The sequence below is a fragment of the Nannocystis pusilla genome, assembly GCF_026626665.1.
In the GTDB taxonomy this organism is placed as follows: domain Bacteria; phylum Myxococcota_A; class Polyangia; order Nannocystales; family Nannocystaceae; genus Nannocystis; species Nannocystis pusilla.
The window spans coordinates 9,783,956-9,802,207 of record NZ_JAPNKE010000002.1 but is presented as its reverse complement, the minus strand read 5'-3'; the positions used below and the strand labels follow the sequence as shown (position 1 = coordinate 9,802,207).

12 protein-coding genes are annotated in these 18,252 nt (G+C 71.2%); 5 read left to right on the top strand and 7 right to left on the bottom strand.

What is annotated here, in order from left to right; genetic code table 11:
- Positions 1-14: 14 nt before the first annotated feature.
- On the bottom strand, positions 15-635 hold the full coding sequence (locus OV079_RS43420) for a hypothetical protein (RefSeq protein WP_267775629.1): 621 nt from the start codon (positions 633-635) through the stop codon (positions 15-17).
- A gap of 490 nt (positions 636-1,125) precedes the next feature.
- Positions 1,126-1,428, bottom strand: coding sequence for a hypothetical protein (locus tag OV079_RS43415; protein WP_267775628.1), 303 nt, complete (start codon positions 1,426-1,428; stop codon positions 1,126-1,128).
- Between the two features lie 756 nt (positions 1,429-2,184).
- Between OV079_RS43415 and OV079_RS43410 the strand changes: the two genes are divergently transcribed.
- Positions 2,185-3,183, top strand: a complete 999-nt coding sequence (locus OV079_RS43410; RefSeq protein WP_267775626.1) for a hypothetical protein — start codon at positions 2,185-2,187, stop codon at positions 3,181-3,183.
- An 8-nt stretch (positions 3,184-3,191) separates the two neighbouring features.
- Here the strand turns inward: OV079_RS43410 and OV079_RS43405 are convergent, their stop codons facing one another.
- The 3 genes from OV079_RS43405 to OV079_RS43395 all read right to left on the bottom strand — a co-directional run bounded on the left by OV079_RS43405 (position 3,192) and on the right by OV079_RS43395 (position 7,536).
- Positions 3,192-4,862, bottom strand: a complete 1,671-nt coding sequence (locus OV079_RS43405) for a serine/threonine protein kinase (RefSeq protein ID WP_267775625.1) — start codon at positions 4,860-4,862, stop codon at positions 3,192-3,194.
- A gap of 181 nt (positions 4,863-5,043) precedes the next feature.
- Positions 5,044-6,507 (bottom strand): ABC transporter substrate-binding protein, encoded by a 1,464-nt coding sequence (locus OV079_RS43400; RefSeq protein ID WP_267775624.1) that lies wholly within the window; start codon positions 6,505-6,507, stop codon positions 5,044-5,046.
- 207 nt (positions 6,508-6,714) lie between these two features.
- The gene (locus tag OV079_RS43395; RefSeq protein WP_267775622.1) at positions 6,715-7,536 is read right to left on the bottom strand and encodes a peptidoglycan-binding protein; all 822 of its coding nucleotides are present in this window, start codon (positions 7,534-7,536) and stop codon (positions 6,715-6,717) included.
- A gap of 106 nt (positions 7,537-7,642) precedes the next feature.
- Between OV079_RS43395 and OV079_RS43390 the strand changes: the two genes are divergently transcribed.
- Both OV079_RS43390 and OV079_RS43385 read left to right on the top strand, forming a co-directional pair.
- On the top strand, positions 7,643-9,355 hold the full coding sequence (locus tag OV079_RS43390; protein ID WP_267775620.1) for a serine/threonine-protein kinase: 1,713 nt from the start codon (positions 7,643-7,645) through the stop codon (positions 9,353-9,355).
- A gap of 10 nt (positions 9,356-9,365) precedes the next feature.
- Positions 9,366-10,889: a tetratricopeptide repeat protein gene (locus OV079_RS43385; protein WP_267778785.1), complete on the top strand. Its 1,524-nt coding sequence runs from the start codon at positions 9,366-9,368 to the stop codon at positions 10,887-10,889.
- A 491-nt stretch (positions 10,890-11,380) separates the two neighbouring features.
- Here the strand turns inward: OV079_RS43385 and OV079_RS43380 are convergent, their stop codons facing one another.
- Positions 11,381-12,394 carry an ADYC domain-containing protein gene (locus OV079_RS43380; RefSeq protein WP_267775617.1) on the bottom strand — a complete coding sequence of 338 codons (1,014 nt, stop codon included), beginning with the start codon at positions 12,392-12,394 and terminating at the stop codon, positions 11,381-11,383.
- A gap of 187 nt (positions 12,395-12,581) precedes the next feature.
- On the opposite strand from OV079_RS43380, the gene OV079_RS43375 reads away from it, so the two are divergent.
- Positions 12,582-13,196: an RNA polymerase sigma factor gene (locus tag OV079_RS43375; RefSeq protein WP_267704957.1), complete on the top strand. Its 615-nt coding sequence runs from the start codon at positions 12,582-12,584 to the stop codon at positions 13,194-13,196.
- 89 nt (positions 13,197-13,285) lie between these two features.
- On the top strand, positions 13,286-16,546 hold the full coding sequence (locus OV079_RS43370; RefSeq protein ID WP_267775615.1) for a serine/threonine-protein kinase: 3,261 nt from the start codon (positions 13,286-13,288) through the stop codon (positions 16,544-16,546).
- A 401-nt stretch (positions 16,547-16,947) separates the two neighbouring features.
- Here OV079_RS43370 and OV079_RS43365 read toward each other — a convergent pair whose 3' ends face one another.
- The gene (locus OV079_RS43365) at positions 16,948-18,249 is read right to left on the bottom strand and encodes a reverse transcriptase family protein (protein ID WP_267775613.1); all 1,302 of its coding nucleotides are present in this window, start codon (positions 18,247-18,249) and stop codon (positions 16,948-16,950) included.
- Between the last annotated feature and the right edge of the window lie 3 nt (positions 18,250-18,252).

Genomic DNA, 18,252 nt, shown 5'->3' with positions numbered 1-18,252 from the left:
CCCCTTCGCCTCGATCAGCGCGTCCCGCCAGTCCTCCGCGGTGCCGTCGCTGCCCTCGTCATAGGTGTCCTGGATGGCGACGACGACGAGCAGCGCGTCATCACGAAGAAAGCCCTCGTTGCACCCGCCGGGCCGTCCAGCTCGTCCCCGAGCGCCAGTACGGTGGTCTCGGCGACGCCGTCGGCGCCGTTGATCCCCATCGACGCGACGCAGGCGAACGCATCCTCGAGCATGGGCTGCCCGGTGGTGATGTAATGAAGACCGCTGGCGAGCTCGCAGCGCTCGTTGCTCGCGTGCTCGCCGATCGGGTACGTGACCCCCGCGCCGCGAATCGAATCACAGGGCTCCGGCGACGTCCCGCACGGATACTCGGGCAGGTCGGCGCACACGTCCTGGCAGCCGACGCAGCTCGGATAGCCCCAGAAGCCGGACGTGTTCGAGGACATGATGTGATAGTCGAAGTCCGCGAACTCGCTCTCCAGCGTGGCCATGAAGCCCGGGAAGCTCGCCTTCAGCCGCGCCTGCTTGGGCTCCATCGTCGGCGCGCTGCTGATCGTGAACAGGAAGTCGACCTTCCCCTTGCACCCCGGCGGCGGGCCATCCCCTCCGTCCGGAATGACTCCCAAATCGGGCACCCCCCGAGCCGCTCGACCCGCTCGTCCCCACCGAACCGGCCGCCGTCGAGTCCTCGCCCGTCGTGCTCGCGGTCGACGTCGTCGAGGAGACAGGCTCGGCGCTCGTGCTGCTCGTGACCGGCGCCGTGGTGATGCTCGAGCTGAACCCCGACTGCTGCCCCTCGCCGTTGTTGCAGGCGAACGTGGCGACGAGCGCGGCGAGCCCGAGACGGCGCATCACGTTCAGCCTAGCGCGCGCCGCTCGTGATGTCACTCCGACGAGCCCTGGATCCGCCTCGACTCGCGGACGCAGAACGCGTGACGCAGTTCGCATGGACCCTGCTGGCTCTTTCGCGAGAGGAGCTCTCGCATTGCCCCCTTTGGGGTCGCGCCGCCGCGGTTCGCCCTCACGGGACGGTCCCTCTTCGGCCGTGGCGACTCCTCGTCCTCGCGCCTGCGAGCCGTCGTGCGTCCTCGTCTTCTCGCAACCGGAAAGTCGTTCCGCCTCCACTCAATTTCGGTCGGCAGCCATGAGGCCTTCGCTCGGCCCTCGTCCGCTGGCGACAGCCATCGCTCCTCCGGCGAGCGCCTTGCCCGCCCCGGCCCCTTCGAGGTGCGAGCGAAGCAGCCGCCGCTGCCACCACCCGAGAGCGAGCGACATGGCGGCGACCACCAGCAATGCCCCCAGCACCGCCCTCCAGGACGGATAGAACGCCGACATGAAGAAGACGAACTCGAAGAGCATCTCGGCGATGCCCTTCGCCCGGCCGAACAACCGCGCGAAGGCGTAGTCCCAAAACTCGGCCGTCGCCACGATCGGCTGCTTTCGCTGCGGGTCGCTCGCAGGGGCGAGCGAGCCCGGGGCCGCGGATGGGACATCGGACGAGCGGAGCACGCACCGGTAGCGACGTACGAAGTATCTCCGGCTCCACCGCTCCACGAGGCCAGCCCAGACCGTCATGAAGACCATGCAGCCGAGCCCGTTTTGCCACCAGGGCAAACCAAGGGTACGCAACCAATCATAGAAGACGACGGCGGGGAACCAGCAGGCGAACGAGACGGGGGTCAGCGCCGCGAGGTTCCAAAACGGCTGGGTCGGCAAGAACCCCCACCGCTGCGCGGGCAAGGGCCGGCGCGAGGGCGTCAGTCGCTGCTGCAGCTCTCCTGTCTCACGCGAACCCACCTGTTCCTGACCCTCCATCATCCTCCGTCGGCACGACGACCGAGACGTGACCGACCTTCCCTCAACACGAATCAGCCCCCGAGCTCGTCTGCTCGGGAAGGCCAGCCAGGAGTTCCTCGCCGGTCGCAGCGGGCGCCCGAGCGACCGCGAGAGACGACAACAAGGGTGCGACGGCCACGGCGTGAACCATTCCCCTCCATACCGCGCCCGCAGGTCGCCACGCGCGCACGCACGCAGGAGCAGCCGTATCTGCGTGGCGCTTCAAAGGTGGGCGGACCTGCACGAAGAGGCGGAGACAGCGGCGCGGCTTGGCAATACCGCTCGGGTTCGCCGAGACTCTGTTGTCGTCCGCTTGTGGCCCGCCGATCTTTGGCCATGACGAAACATATGCTCACCGAATTCTTCGTCGCCGCCTCGCTCCTCGCGGCGTCCGCTGCCAGTCCCGTGCCCGCCACGCCGGACGAGTTTCTGGACCGCGTGCAGGCGCCGGTGGACTTCTCGGCCGACGCGGTGACCGCCGCCGTCGACCTCTCGGAGGGCGTGCACATCGATATCGCCTACGAGCTCGCGGGCGTCGGGCACGTGCGGCTCGCGGCGCATGGTGAGCTCGACGGGCAGGCGGCCGTCATCCTGCTCGTGGACGACACCATCATCCTCGACTTCGGCGGCGAGTGGACCGAACTGCCCGAGCAGGCCTGGAAAGCATTTAATAACGATTATCTCGCGACCCTCGAATACGAGGAGGCGGTCGCGCTCTTCAACAGCCTCGTCCAGGTCTGGACCACGACGGAGGTCGAGCAGGCTCTGGCAGACGCCGCGGAGGCGGCGCCCCCGCGCTCGGTGATATGCGATGTCGCCGGCGCACTCAGCGCCGGAACGATCGGGGAGCTGCCGGAGCCGGCTGCTGGTGGTTCTCCAAGAAGCTTGGTACGTGCAAAAGCGTCGCGGTTAGCGTTGGCGGCTACATCTTCAGCCACATCAAGGACAAATGCGAAGGCGCGCAGAACTGATGCCCCTCAAGGGACCGCTGCCACCCCAGCGATTCGGTTTCTTGCCGACCCAGGAGTTCTGGGAGCTCGCGATGTACACGCCGCTCTTGTCGCTGAGCTGCGTGGGCTATATCTGCCTGATCTCCGCGCTCGCCCATCTTGTGGGCGTCAGCGTCACCGCCTTCACGTGGTGGCATCATGTGCTGCTGGCCTGCGCCCTCAGCGAGGTCTGGAGCGGCATCTTCGAGCTCGGTTGTCGACGAGTGCTTCGGCGACTGAGCAGGCCACGCCTTCCGGCCTGAACCGAACGCCCTCCATTCGGCGGGCTCGACCTCGCCACGCATCTCGAAGTGGACCGGCCACTGCGGCTCCGGGAACCGGCTCGACTCCGGCATAGACGCGAGCTCAAGCGATGCGGCGACAGGCTCGATCCGGGAGCCAGGCGCGACGCATGTCTCTCGCGCCATGCTCTCGAAGACATGCCCCAAGGGACATGCCTCCGCGAGCATGTCCCTTCACTTTAAAGGGATTTTTGATCTCTTCGTCGCCCTCGTCGGGCGCCGCCGCCTCGACCTTCGTGTCGGCCTGCGGCTTGTTCGGCTTCTTGTCGGGCTTCGGCTTCGCTTGCGCGTGCACCGGGGCGGGCGTGGGCGTCGGCGCGGCGGCCTTGGCGACCAGCTGGCGTTCGAAGGTCTTGTCCTGGTTGGGGATGACCTCGATGAGGTGGTCCTCGTAGCCGGGGGCGCGGAGGATGAGGCTCATCTTGTCCTCGGACTTGACCACCTCGACGCCGTCGGGGCTATTGGTCACGCCGAGCTGGCCCTGGTCTGCGGCGTCGAGGATCTGCGCGTCCACGCCGGGGGTGGCGATCTTGAAGCGGACGCGCTCGGCCTCCGGCGCGACGACCTTCGGCTGCTCGCTGACCGGCGTCGGCGCCGGCGTCGGCGGGACGATCACGGGCGCGGCCACGGGGGCCGGCGGGAGCTGACCGTTGTCGACCGGCACCATCGCGTAGACGACCGCGCCGACGGCCACCACCGCCGACAGCACGCTGAGCCACACCCAGCTGCGCTGCTGGCCCGCGGGCACCGCGTTGAAGCGGGCGGTGACGGGGCCCCAGGGGGTCTTGATCTCCTCGTCGACGACGGTGACCGGGCTCGCGCCGGTGCCGACGGCCTCGACCGCGGCGGCCATCTCGTTCATCGACTGGAACCGCAGGCTGCGGTCCTTCTGCATCGCCTTGAGGATGATCGCGCCGACCTCCTCGGGGATGTTCGGGTGGCGGATGTCGGGCACCTCGAACATGTGGCGGTTGAGCACCTCCATCATGGTGGCGCCGGAGAACGGGATCTTGCTGGTCAGCAGCTCGTAGAGCAGGACGCCGAGGGCGTAGATGTCGCCGCGGTGGTCGATCGACTGGCCCCACCCTTGCTCGGGGGACATGTACTCGGGGGTGCCGACGACCACGCCGCTCTGGGTCAGGCCCTTGGCGTCGGGCTCGTGGCCCAGGACCTTGGCGATGCCGAAGTCGAGCACCTTGACGTGGTCGACGGTGCTGCCGCGCTTGACGAGCAGGATGTTGCCCGGCTTGATGTCGCGGTGCACGATGCCCTGCTCGTGCGCCGCCTGCAGCGCGCTGCAGACCTGCAGCAGGATCGGCCGGGCCCGCTTCCACGCCATCGTGCCCTCGCCGACGACCTGCGCCAGGTCCTTGCCCTGCAGGTACTCCATCACGAAGAACGGCTGGCCGTCGGGCGTCTTCCCGAAGTCCGTGATCTCGACCACATTGGGGTGGTTGATCATCGAGGCCGCCCGGGCCTCGCGCATGAAGCGGTCGACGTGGTCCTCGCGCAGCGACAGCTGGGCGCTCAGCACCTTGATCGCGAACTTCTTGAGGATCGTGGTGTGCTCGGCGAGGTACACCGCACCCATGCCGCCGTCGCCGATGCGCTCGAGCACCTGGTAGCGGCCGAGCAGCAGGGTCCCGACGAGGTCGGCGCCCATGCCGGAACCGCGTCCGGCGTCCCCGGAGTCGCTGATGGACGTGGCGATGCCGGCGGCCGACGTTCGGACCATCGTCTTCGGAGTCTCGATACCTGCCACCTTCAGCTCCCGGCGCCCTTCAGCCTACACGAGGAAACCGAGTCGGCGAGCCCGCCGCAAAAATCCGCCCGCAGCCGCCGACCTCCGCCGAGCCGCCTGAACCGTGCGCCGGAGGCGATGGAGCCAGCGATTGCGGACAGTCTCGCCGCCTGGCTCACATCTCCTCCATCACCGTGTCGAACCGGAAGCCGCTGCCCCCGTCGGAGACGATCGTCCAGCGGATCACCGGCGCCGTCGTCTCCTCCGTCATCGGGTCGTAGTCCAGCTCGCCGGAGGCGCCGCTGACGTTGATGCTGCGCTTGGCCTTGAACGCGGTCTTGATGCCGTTCCAGGTCGTCGACACGACGTCGTAGGTCTCGCCGGCGCTGATCTTCGTCAGCCCCTCGGCCATCGCCGGGCCCTCGATCTTCTGGTCGTTCTGAAAGTACGACCAGGCCGCGCCGTAGATGGCCAGCCACGTCGCGTCGTAGGTGTGCGACGAGTACGACGCGTCCGTCGCCAGCTCGGGGAAGGTCGCGTTGTAGGTGGTGTTGAAGAACTTGAAGACCTGGCGCGCCGTCGGCTCGCCGGGGAACACGCCGCGGACGTTGGGGTACAGCGCGGCCGCCTTCAGCTGCGTCTGCTTGATGACGTCGCCGTTGTACGCGGTGTCGCCGAAGAACAGCTTGACCTCGGGGTCGGCGTAGAACGGGTTGGCCGCCGCCGCATTGAGGAAGCTGGTCACCTGGGCCACGTCGGAGGCGATGAAGACGATGGCGAAGTTGTCGGGCGTCCCGGCGCCGTTGGCGATCTCGACCACCTTCGTCGGGATCTCGCTCGGATCCTGGTACTCGTCGAGCTCGATCTTGTCCTCGAAGTTCTTCTGCAGCTCGATCGCCAGGCCCTTGCCGTAGGTGTTGCCCTCGTAGACGACGACGGCGTTGGTGATGACCTCGTCCTCCATGTACTGGGCCAGCTTGGCGCCGAGCACCGAGTCCGGCGGGGCGGTGCGCCAGAACAGCCCCGGCTTGTCGGTGTCGATGCTGGTGAGGCTGGGGCTGGTCGCCGACGGCGAGACGATCAAGGTCCGCTCGGCGTGCTCCGACTTGGCGAGCTCCTTGTAGACGGCCTCGGCCAGGCCCGAGGTGCCGGGGCCGACGATCGCCGGGGTGCCGAGCTGATCGACGAGGTACTTGGCGGCCTCGACCGCGGCCTCCTCGGAGGTGAGGTCGTCGATCTTGGCGTTCTCCTGGTAGTCGCAGTGGACGATGGCGAAGCTGCGATCGCCGAGGCCGCTCATGTTGGCCTCCATCACCGCCAGCGTCGCCGCGTTGACCAGCACGCGGTCACCCGTGCTCTCGGTGTGGTCGAACAGCGAGCCGAACACGATCGCGTCGCGGTACTTCTCCGGCGCCTCGAGCAGGTCGACCGGGTACACCTCCTCGCAGCGCTCGAACCCCTCCAGCTTCTCGCACAGCGCCTGCTCCCCGCACGCGTACCCGAGGCCGAAGGCGCCGCGGCAGTCGGCGCTGCTCGAGCAGGGCGCGTAGTCGACGCTCGAGACCGCCGAACAGCCGAGAACCGCCGCGAACGCGACCGACGACGCCGGCCCGACGCGCCGAGAGAGGAGGTGCTGCATCGGCGGCATCTTATGCCAAAAAACCGGCGACTTCCTACCTCCGCCCGCCCCCTCCCACCGTGACCCGGCACGCGCCGCACCGCTTCCGTTTTACGGACAACATCCGTATTTACACCGTCGCGGACGGCTGCTCCCGCGGCCTTTGCAGGCCGGCGGCGCGAGCGCGCGCACGCCGACGAAGCCGCCGCGACGGGCGGCGCGCCGGCTTCATTCTGCCTGATCGAACATGTCTTCCGGGACATGGCTCGAAGGCCATGGCTCGCCTGGCGCGGTGGCCTCGGCCACCAGCGCCGCGGCCTTGAGCGCCCCCTCGAGCGCGCGCGACCCCTGCAAGCGATCGCCGGCGGCGAGGTGACCGGCTGCCGCCGACCTGAACCAAGGACCAGCCGCCTCGGCCGCCCGCCACGCCCGCGCCCGCGCCCGCGCCGCGAGCACCTGCGCCTGCTCGACGCCGGCGGGCTCCGTCGCGGCCGCCTGCCGCGAATCACTCGCGCCGCGCCCGTCCTCGCCGTGAGCCTCGGCCGCCTGCCGCGAATCACTCGCGCCGCGCCCGTCCTCGTCGCTCGCCGTCGGCGACGCATCCGTCGCGCCGACGAAATGGCCGCTCACTCCAGAGTTGCGCGGCGCATCGATCTCCGCCTGCGTCGCGCGCTCGCGGCCGAGCGCCGCGCGGCGCCAGTGATTCGCCGCCTCGAGGGCGCTGCGGGCCTCGGCCAGGCGCGACGCCCCGACCTCCTCCTCGGTGAGGCTGGTCGGTCGTCCGGGGTGACGCGCCCGCATGGCCTCGATCTCGCGCTCGCGGTCGCCGGCGATCTGACTGTAAAGCGCGGCTGCGGTCTCGGCGGCCGCGGCGGCCCGGGCGTGGGCGTCGGCGTGGACCGCTTCCGCGGCGGCCTGCGCCCGCTGCAGCAGCGCGGGCGTGATCTCGCCGGTGGCCGCGAGCCCGAGGCGACGCTGCAGCGCTTGCACGGCGGCGCGCGTGGTCGCGACATCGTCGACCTCGGCGAGCACGGCCAGCGCATCGAGCACGCAGCGGACCGCGCGTCCGGCGGCTTCTGGAGCGAGCTGCGATGCGGTGGTCCGGTGCGCCTCGCTCAAGTGCCCTCGGCGGGCGGGATGGTACACTGCCGGCCCGTTGGAGTCCAAGGAGCCCACCCGCCCGACCCTGGCCGCGAGCGCCAGCTTCGACCGCACGCTGGCGGGTCCGGCCCAACCGACGCGGCCGCCGAGCCTCGTCGACACCCGCGCCGAGACCTTCGCCGGCGATCGCCGGTCGGGCGCGGCGGACCGGCAGATCCAGCACGGCCAGCTGATCGGCCGCTACATGGTCCTGAGCCCGCTGGGCTCCGGCGGCATGGGCGTCGTCTACGCGGCCTACGATCCGCAGCTCGACCGCAAGGTCGCGCTCAAGCTGCTGCACCCCGAGGCGGTGTCGGCCAGCGGCGCGACCCAGAGCAAGATCGACGGCCAGGAGCGGCTGCTGCGCGAGGCCCAGGCGATGGCCCGCCTGCACCACCCCAACGTCGTCGCGGTGCACGACGTCGGCAAGTACGACGAGCGCATCTTCATCGCCATGGAGTTCGTCGAGGGCGGCACGCTCAAGCAGTGGCTGCGCGCCCGCCCGCGGACCCGGCAGGAGGTGCTCGCGGTGTTCGGCCAGGCCGGCCGCGGCCTGCAGGCCGCGCACGAGGCCGGCCTCGTCCACCGCGACTTCAAGCCCGACAACGTGCTGGTGTCCGACAAGGGCCGCGCGCAGGTCCTCGACTTCGGGCTCGCCAAGCAGACCGAGGACGGCGACCGGCCGCTGCCCGAGCGGCCGACCACCGGCGCCGCAGTGTCCCTCAACACCGCGCTCACCCAGGTCGGCGCGATCCTCGGGACCCCGGCGTACATGTCCCCGGAGCAGCACCTCGGCGAGGCCACCGACGCCCGCACCGACCAGTTCAGCTTCTGCGTCGCCCTCTACGAGGCGCTCTACGGCACCCCGCCGTTCCACGGCGACAGCATGGCCGCGCTGGCCACCGCGGTGCTGACCGGCGAGGTCGCCGAGGCCCCGCGCGAGTCGTACGCGCGCGTGCCCCCGTGGCTGCGCAAGATCTTGCTGCGCGGCCTGGCCGTCGACCCGGCCGAGCGCTACCCCTCGATCGCCGCCCTGCTCGACGACCTCGCGCGCGACCCCAGCTCGCAGCGCAAGCGCTGGCTGCTGGCCGTCGGCGCCGCCGCGGCGGTGGCCCTCGGCGCGGCCGGGTGGGCCGCTGCGCGCCCAGACGGACGCGCTGTGCGAGGCGGCCCGCGACGAGCTGCAGGGCGTGTGGGACCCGGCGCGCAAGCAGCAGGTCCAGGCCGCGTTCGCGGCCGCCGGCGATCCGGCCTTCACCGCGCAGACGTACCGCCGCGTCGAGGCCGCGCTCGACCTCTACGCCGCGACCTGGACGTCGACCCAGATCGTCGCCTGCCGGGCCGCGCAGGGCGGCGCCGGCGTCGACGAGCTCGGCGGCCTGCGCAGCGCCTGCCTGGCCCGCCGCCTCAACGAGCTGCGCTCCGTCGTCGACGTCCTGGCCCGCGCCGACCGCCAGGTGGTCGAGCGCGCGGTCAACGTGGTCGCCGGCCTCGGCGACCTGTCGGCCTGCAACGACGAGCAGCAGCTGACCTCCAACGTGGTCCCGCCGCCCACCGAGGCCGTGCGCGCCGAGGCCTCGGCCCTGCGCTCGCGCCTCGACGCCGCCCGCGCGGAGGCCCGCTCCGGCCAGTACGGCCCCGGCCTGTCGCAGGTGCAGGCGGTGGTGGTCGAGGCGCGCGCGCTGGCCTACGCGCCGCTGCTCGCCGAGGCGCAGCTGGCCCTGGGTGACCTCGAGGCCATGTCCGGAAGGGCACGTGAGGCCGAGGCCGCCTACAGCGACGCGATCCGGGCCGCCGCCGAGGGCCGCCACCCGCGCGCCGCCGCCGAGGCGTGGGTCCAGTTGGTCGACAACATCGGCGGGCGCCAGGCCCAGGCCGACCGCGCGCTCGGCCTGCAGCTGGCCGCCGAGGCCGCGCTCGCCTGGGACGGCTCCGACCCTGTCCTTCAGGCCAGGTTCCTCACCGCCCTGGCGCGGATCCGCCTCAACCAGGGCGACTCGACCGACGCCGCCGAGCTGGCCACCCGCGCGCTCGAGCTGCTCGAACACCCGTCGACGCCGGCGACCGGCGGCGACATCGGCCGCCAGCTCGAGCGGGCCAACGTGATCACCATGCTCGGCAAGGCCGCCTACTCGCGCGGCGAGTTCGAGGTCGCCGACCGCCACTACCAGTCGGTGCTGACGATCCGCCGCGAAGCGCTGGGCCCCGACCACCCGGACGTCGCCTCGGCGCTCAACGACCTCGGCGACAACGACTACGCCCGCGGCCGCTACGCCGAGGCCCGCGCCAACCTCGAGCAGGCGCTGGCGCTGCGGACCCGCGTGCTCGGGCCCGGCCACCCCGACATCAGCAACACCGAGACCAGCCTGGGCGCGCTGTTCTACGCCACGGCCGACTACCGGGCCGCGCGCGACCACTACGCGCGGGCGGTGGCGATCCGCAGCGCCGCGCTGGGCCCCGACCACCCGCGCACCGCCGGCGCCCTGATGAACCTCGGCAACGCCGAGATCGTGCTCGGCGACCTCGACCGCGCCTACGAGCACTACGAGGCGGCGCGAGCGATCCAGGAGCGCGTGCTCGGGCCGGAGCACCCCGAGGTCGCCTACTCGCTGACCAACCTCGGGTTCGTCCTGCGCAACTTCACCAAGCAGGACCGCCTGGCCGAGAGCATCCGCTTCTACGAGCGGGCGCTGCAGATCCGCGAGAAGACGCTGGCGCCCGACGACCCGACCATCGGCCACACCCTCGACAACCTCGGCGAGGCCCAGGCGGCCGCCGGCAAGCTGCCGCAGGCGCTGGTCACTCTCGGCCGGGCGCTGCAGATCCGCGAGAAGGCGTTCGGGCCCGACCACCCCGACGTCGCGGCCACTTTATTGAATCTCGGCGACGCCACGGCCCGCAGCGGCGACCCGCAGGAGGCGCTGGCGCTGCTGCGGCGGGCCCTGCAGATCCTCGACCGCGCTCTCGGGCCCGAGCACCCCGACGTCGGCCTGGCACTGATCGCCCTCGCCGAGGTCGAGGTCGGCGTCCACGACCCCGCCGCCCGCGAGCACGCCGAGCGGGCCGTGAAGTTGCTGGACGCCGCCGCCGACGTGTCCCCCGGCGACCGCGCCCACGCCCAGTTCCTGCTGGCCCGCGCCCTCGACGACCGCGGCCGCGCCCTCGAGCTGGCGCGGCTCGCCCGCGAGAACTACGCCCGCGACCCCAACGCCGACCCGCAGGCGCTCGCCCGCGTCGACGCCTGGCTCAAGGGCCAGGGCTGAGCGCGAGCTCGCCGGAGCCCGGCGCCGCAGCACCTGCTCGAAGCGACAGCTCCGGCGCCGGCGAGCCTCGCCGTCACCAGATGTCTCAATGAACATGTCTCGAGGGACATCACGGCCCCGCGCCGCTCGGCGAGCTTCCGCTACGCCTCTCAGGCGTCGCGCGAGCGCCAGTTCGACCGGCGAAGACGTGCGCTCCAGAGCATCGACCTCCGAATCGCGAGAAAACTGCGCGAGACGCGTCCGCAGCAGCGTCTCGGCAGCCTGTCTGCCGCTTCGGCAATAAATCTGTCTCGATGGACAAAGATAGCCGTTACCGTCCATCGAGACCGCGATACGAATAGGCAGACATGTCCCTTGGGACATTTTAGCGGGAGATCGCGGGGGCCGGGCCCGATCGCGCGATCGGGCCCGGCCTCGCGCCCGGGGGCCCCCGGCGAGGCGCGAGCGCGGGGGTCCTCGGGGCAGAGGAAGTCGTCGCGGCGGACGCGGGCTCAGGGGGCCTTGGTCCAGAAGTAGGTGTCGGCGAAGTCGCCGAGCTTGGCGTCCTTGCAGTCCGGCAGCTTCGCCCCGTTGCACTCGACCCCGGTCAGCTGGATCTCGGGGCGGCGCGGGCGGGTGACGCAGGCGGCGCCCTTGGGCCCGAAGAACGCCTCGGTCTTCAGCAGCGGATCGGCGAAGGTGTGGTAGCCCCACTTGTCCTCGAGCTCGATCGCCGTGCCGGGCTTCGTCCACGAGTCGCCGTCGCCGCAGTAGTCGGCGCGGATCGTGCGGATCGCCCCCATGAACTCGTAGTAGCCGATGTCCCACGGGCGGAAGCCCCACAGCGCGGACTTGCCGATGCCGCCGTCGAGACAGGCGATGTTGATGAGGTCCTTCTCGTTGTCGACGTAGCCGTCCTTCATGTCGACGTGCAGGTCCTCGTAGACCACCGCCTCGAGGCCCTCGCCGTTGATGTCGCCGCAGGCGCCGAGCATCCCGGTCTCTTTGATCGGCTGGGTCTTCTTCGTGTAGTAGTGCAGCCCGTAGGTCACGTCCTTGGGGTACGCGAACACGTACTTGTGATTGCCGTCGACCTCGTCGTAGCGGTACTTGTCGATGAACATCTTGCGCTTGCCGATGCCGCCGCCGTAGGTGGCGAGGTCCCAGCGCGAGCCGACGAAGGCGCTGCCCTTGTAGTACACGTCCTTGATCCGGCCCCGCAGCTGGCCCTTCTCCGACCACACCTCGTCGAGCTTGAGCCAGGAGATCTGGTCCTTGTAGACGATCTTGAGGTACACCGCGATCAGCTGGACGTCCTCGTGGAGCTCGCCGAAGCGGTTGAGCTCGTGCAGCGGGTGATCGCCGATCGCGTTGGTGTTGAGCAGCACGCCGCCGGCGCCGAAGCCACCCGGCCGGAACTCGAGCCCGTCGTCGGCGCCGAACTCGCCGTCCATGCCCTCGTCACAGGCAGAAGCGGCCGAAAGAGACAGGGCGAGGGCGAGGAAGAAGGGAGTGCGGGACATCATGGGCTCCGGTTCGGGGCGTCGCTTTCGCGATTTCCTTACAAGTGATCCGGGCCCCGCGAACAATTGCGTCCGCCGACGATTTTTCTGGGTTGCCGGCGACCGCCCGATTTCGTGCGCCCGCGCGCCGAAACTGGCGATCCGCCCGGGCCTGACGAGCCACTCACGGTGGGGTATGATGTTGACGCCGATGCCTGACGATCAGCAGCTCCTCGAGTCCTGGCGCCGAGGTGATGAGGACGCCGGCGAGCAGCTCTTCGAGCACTACTACGAGGGGCTCGCTCGCTTCTTCCGCTCGAAGGCCGGAGACGGCGCTGCGGACCTCATCCAGCGCACGTTCCTGATCTTGCTGGAAACAAAGTCGCGGATGCGCGAGGGCACCAGCTTCCACTGCTATTTGTACGGTATCGCCCGCAACGTGCTCTACGAGCACTACCGCGGCAAGCGGCGCGACGGCGAGCGCTTCCAGCCCGACGAGAACTCGGTCGAGGACCTCGGCCCGACGCCCACGACCCTGATGGCGCAAGCGCAGGAGACCCGCCTGCTGCTGCAGGCGCTCCGCCACATCCCGCTCGAATCACAGCTCATCCTGGAGCTGTATTACTGGGAGCAGATGACGGCCAAGGAGATCGCCGACGTCCTCGAGGTCCCCGAGGGCACGGCCCGCACGCGGATCCGCCGCGCCAAGCAGCTCCTCGAGGCCCAGCTCGAGGCGCTCGCCGACACCCCTCAGCTCTTGCAGAGCACCGTCACCGACCTCGACAGCTGGGCCCAGCATTTGCGCACGGCCCTGAAGCCGCGCTAGGGGTTATCATCGGGGTCGCGCCCGTCGCGCCGATCGCGCTCGCACTTCGGCGCAATTGCCGGAGGCCCGGGCGTCACTGAAACGGGGAGATGGTCCCTCTCCGCCGTGTCCCCATCTTGACCGCCGACAAGGACATCAGCCTCGAGCAGACGGCCATCTCGGCGGACGGGCACCTGTCCGCCCCGCCGATGCGCTCGCGGGCGAGGATCGCGTTCGAGGAGACCCGCATCGGCGAGTCGACCGCGGGCGACGAGGTCGCCGATTCGAGCCCGCCGCAAGGCGACATCGGCCTGCACGAGACGCACCGCTCGGACGCGCCGCTCGGCGACAAGCCGATGCCGCGGCTGATGGCCGACAGCGGCGACGAGCTGCGGATGAAGGCCCTGATCAAGGGCAAGCTGTTCCGCGGCCGCAGCACGCCGATCAAGATCGGCCGCTTCACCGTGCTCGACCGCCTCGGCGAGGGCGGCATGGGCGTGGTCTACACCGCCTACGACGACAAGCTCGAGCGCAAGGTCGCGGTCAAGGTCCTGCGCGGCGAGGCCACCCGCAGCGACGACTCCGGCCGCCAACGGCTCATGCGCGAGGCGCAGGCGATGGCCCGCCTGTCGCACCCCAACATCGTCACGGTCCACGAGGTCGGCGACTTCGAGGACCAGGTGTTCGTGGCGATGGAGTTCGTCCGCGGCATGAGCCTCGACGCGTGGATGCGCCGGCGCGACCGCTCGTGGCGCGAGGTGCTGGCGGTGTTCGTGCAGGCGGGCCGCGGCCTGCAGGCGGCCCACGCGGCCGGCATCATCCACCGCGACTTCAAGCCGCACAACGTGCTCGTCGGCGACGACGGCGCGGTCAAGGTCCTCGACTTCGGCCTCGCCCGCGCCGTGGAGCACGCCGGCAGCGACGACCTGGCGATCACCGCGAAGAGCGGCGAGTCGGCCGGCCACGCGCTGATGGTGCCGCTGACGCAGACCGGCGCGATCATGGGGACGCCGGCGTACATGGCCCCGGAGCAGCACGAGGGCCGCCCGGCCAGCGCCGCCAGCGACCAGTTCGCGTTCTGCATCTCGCTGTACGAGGGCGTGTACAAGCGCCACCCGTTCTCGACCGACTCGCTGGCGAGCCTGATCGGCGACGCGATCCTCGGCCGCGTGGCGCCGCCGCCTGCGGGCTCGCGGGTGCCGACGCGGATCTTCAAGGCCCTGCAGCGCGGGCTGTCGGTCGCGGTCGACCGCCGCTTCGCGTCGATGACCGAGCTGCTGGCCGAGCTCGAGCGCGAACCCGAGGGCCGGCGCCGGCGCCTGTTCGCGTCGACGGCGTTCGCCGGGTTCGTCGGCGTCGCCGGCTTCGGCGCGGCGGCGCTGCAGCAGCCGGCCGCCGCCGCGCCGATCTGCACCGGCGCGGCCGACGAGCTCGCCGCGGTGTGGAACGGCGAGCGCAGCGAAGCTGTCCGTTCGGCCATGTCGGCGACCGGCGTCCCGTACGCGGCCGACACCTGGTCCAAAGTACAGCCGCAGCTCGAGGCCTACGCGGGCGCGTGGTCCGCGATGCGCGGCGAGGCGTGTACGACCCACGCGTCGGGCCACCAGTCGGACCACCTGTTCGACCTGCGCACCGCCTGCCTCGACCAGCGCCGCGCCGCGTTCGCCGGCCTGGTCGACACGCTGGCGTCGGCCGACGCGGCGGTGATGGAGCGGGCGATGCAAGCGCTGTCGACCCTGCCGACGATCGAGCGCTGCGGCGACGTCGCGGCGCTCACCGCCGAGGTCGCGGCGCCCGACGATCCGCGCGCGCGCCTGCGGGTCCAGGCGGTGCGCGAGACGCTGGCGCGGGCGGCCGTGCAGGAGAACGCGGGCCGCTTCCACGCCGGGCTGGCCACGCTCGCCGCGGCCGGCGACGAGGTCGCGGCGATCGACTACCCGCCGCTGCGCGGCGAGCTGGCGCTGCGCCAGGGCAGCTTGCAGATGGAGGCCGGCGACTACCCGGCCGCCGACGCGGCCTTCGGCCAGGCGCTGTGGACGGCGCTCGCGGCCGACGACGCCCGCACCGCCGCGCAGGCGGCGTCGAAGCGGATGTTCGTGCGAGCGGCCCGCATGAACCAGCCGGCCGAGGCGCTGCGGGACCTCGAGCTCGCGCAGGCGCTGCACGTCCGCGTCCAGGGCGACGTCGAGCTGACGGCCGAGTTCGAGAACAACCTCGGCAGCGTGTACATGATGGCCGGCGACTACGTCGGCGCGCGCGAGCACATGCTGGCCGCCGTCGCCGCGCGCACCGAGGCGGGCCGGCGCGACACCGTCCTGAGCGCGTACACCTACAACAACCTCGGCTACCTCGAGACGTACCTCGGCAACCAGGCCGGGGCGGCGCGGCACTACGCGGGCGCGCTGGAGCTCGGCGAGCGATTGCTCGGGCGCGACCACCCGAACGTGCATCACATGCGCCTCAACCTCGGCACGGCGCTGATCTGGCAGAACCGTCTGACCGCCGGCGTCCCCCTGTTGCGGACCACCGTCGACGCGCTGCAAGGGGCGCAGGCCACCGGCTTGCCGGTGTACGCGTGGGCCCGGTCGCGGCTCGGGCTGGTCGCGCTGCACCGCCGCGAGCTGGCCCAGGCCGCGGCGGAGTTCGAGGCGGCGCGAGCGGCGTTCACCGCGATCGACGCCGACAACGACGGCGAGCGCGAGGCGCTGTACGGCCTCGGCGACGTCGCGGCGGCCCGCGGCGACGTCACCGGCGCGCAGGCGATCTACGACGGCATCGTCGATCGCCTCGAGCGCCGCTTCGGCGCCGATCATCCGGAGACCCTCGTCGCCCGCGTGCGCTTCGGCGAGATGTGGCTGCTGCACGCCGACCGCCCGCTGGCGGCGCTGGCCCAGCTCGACCGCATCACCGCCAGGTGCACGGACACGACGCCCGATCTGGCGGTGCTCTGCGGCGACGCGGCGCGGCTGACGGGCGACGCCAAGCTGCGCCTCGGCGCCCCCGGCGAGGCGAGCGAGCCGCTGCAGCAGGCGCTCGCGCTGTACGAGCGCGTGCAGGGCGGGTCGAGCCCGGAGATCGTGGCGACGCTGCGGCTGCTCGGCGAGGCGGCGCTGGCCCAGGGCCGCCGCGACGAGGCCGTCGCGCACCTGCGCCGCGCCGCCGCGCTCGCGCTCGCCGGCTTCGACGCCGATCACCCCGACCTCGCCACGACGCAATTCAGCCTGGCGAAGGCGCTGGCCGCCGACCCGGCCGCGACCCCCGAGGCGCGCGAGCTGGCCGACAAGGCGCTCGCCATCTACAAGGTCCGGGCCGAGGCGTTCGCGCCCGAGGTCGGCACGATCGAGGGCTGGCGGGCGGCCCACTCGGCCTGACCCGAAGGACAGGCGAGCTCCGCTCCGCGAACGCCCGCTCCGCGTCGACGTCCGCGCCCGAGTCGCACGATCGAGGGCGTGCAGGCGCTCCACTCGGCATGACCCGAAGGACAGACCGGCGCGCCGCGAACGCCCGCTCCGAACCGCCGGGCTCCGGGCCGAGGCGCTCGCGGGCCGACAGGCGGCCTGCTCGACCTGCCCCGAAGGACAGACCGTGATTCGCTCCACCGCAAGCATCGACATGTCCCCGAGGACATGTCTCAAACTCGTACCCCGGGCGACCTCGCAAGCGTCGCCGGCGGAGTCCTGGCCCGCGACGTCGACCGCCGCCTGGGCAGCGAGCCGAGGCGGCGGAGGTCGAGACCTGGCCCGGCGCGCGCGAGCGCGGCGAGCCTCGCCTTTCACACGCGGTCGAGCGCGGCGAGCAGCTGCTTGCCGAGCTTCTTGTCCGTCATGTAGATGTAGGCGATCCGGCCGGCCAGGCTCGACAGGGTCTCGCCGTCCTTGAGCGGCTTGCCGTGGGCCAGGTTGTGGACGGCGGCCCGGACCTCGCGCTTGAACTCGCGGGTCACGCGGGGGCCCTGCTTGCCGTTCACGACCAGGCCGGTGACCTGCTGGCGACCGCCGGAGCGGTGCACGCGGGTCTTGTCGGGGTGGACGGTGAAGCCTTCGGCGGCGGCGATGATGGAGATCCCGCCGAGCAGGCCGCCGACGCGCGGCTTGCCCTTGTGCTCGTTGGGCAGGCTGAACGTCAGGTCGTCGGCGTAACGCGTGTAGCGCCAGCCGAGCTTCTTCGCCAGGCCTTGCAGGCGCCGGTCGAGGCGCAGGCACAACGTGTTGGTGATCGCCGGGCTCGTGGGCGCGCCCTGCGGCAGGCAACGTGGCCCGAGGGACAGGTAGTAGGTCGTGCCCTCGACGTCGGCGACGTGGCGCGGCGCCTCGGTGCACAGCAGCGCCAGCAGGGTCGCGATCTGCTCGCGGTAGCCGGCCTTGCGGAACACGCCCTTGACCCGCGGCAGCGTCACCGTGGGGAAGAAGTCCTTGAGGTCGACCTTCAGCAGGATCTGCGAGTCGCGGTGGACCGCCGCGTTGGTGGCGGTCGAGCGGCCGTGGAGGAACCCGTGGGCCGCGCCGTGGACCGGCAGGCGCTCCACCACCTCGCGCAAGATCCACCGCTGCGCCGCCTTGAGCTTGCGGTGCGGCGCCCAGATCGCGCGCTTGCTGCCGTCGCGCTTGGGGATCTCGAAGCGGTAGTAGTTGAGCTTCGTCGCCGCGTCGCGGTGGTACGCCAGGCGGCGCAGCTCGGCGATGCTGACGCCGAGCGCCTCGGCCAGCTCCTTCGGCTTGTCGAGCTTCGGCAGCTCGTTCTCCGCCTGGCGCTCCTCGGCGCCGGGCAGGTCCCACTTGTCGTGGTCGAGCTGGTCGTTCCAGAACACGCCCTCGCCGAGGTGGACCAGGTGCGAGGCCTTGTAGGCGAGCCACGCCTCCTTGGCCAGGCGGCGCTTCTCGGCCGCCTCCTCCTTCAGCGACTTCTTGTAGCGCTCGAGCTCGGCCTTGCTCATGCTGTCGGTCGGCTTGCGCTCGACCAGATAGCCCTTCTCCTTGAGCTGAGCCTCGATGTACTTGTCGCGGCCGCCGGCGGACTCGACGGCCCGCCAGGTCTCGAGCATGCGGCTGTAATCAATGCGGTTGGTATTCGCCATGAT

Bases quoted from the DNA above. Each gene is read 5' to 3' on its own strand.
- OV079_RS43405 (WP_267775625.1), bottom strand. From the start codon at position 4,862: ATGGTCCGAACGTCGGCCGCCGGCATCGCCACGTCCATCAGCGACTCC.
- OV079_RS43370 (WP_267775615.1), top strand. From the start codon at position 13,286: ATGGTCCCTCTCCGCCGTGTCCCCATCTTGACCGCCGACAAGGACATC.
- OV079_RS43380 (WP_267775617.1), bottom strand. From the start codon at position 12,394: ATGATGTCCCGCACTCCCTTCTTCCTCGCCCTCGCCCTGTCTCTTTCG.
- OV079_RS43365 (WP_267775613.1), bottom strand. From the start codon at position 18,249: ATGGCGAATACCAACCGCATTGATTACAGCCGCATGCTCGAGACCTGG.
- OV079_RS43375 (WP_267704957.1), top strand. From the start codon at position 12,582: ATGCCTGACGATCAGCAGCTCCTCGAGTCCTGGCGCCGAGGTGATGAG.
- OV079_RS43385 (WP_267778785.1), top strand. From the start codon at position 9,366: ATGTCCGGAAGGGCACGTGAGGCCGAGGCCGCCTACAGCGACGCGATC.
- OV079_RS43410 (WP_267775626.1), top strand. From the start codon at position 2,185: ATGCTCACCGAATTCTTCGTCGCCGCCTCGCTCCTCGCGGCGTCCGCT.
- OV079_RS43400 (WP_267775624.1), bottom strand. From the start codon at position 6,507: ATGCAGCACCTCCTCTCTCGGCGCGTCGGGCCGGCGTCGTCGGTCGCG.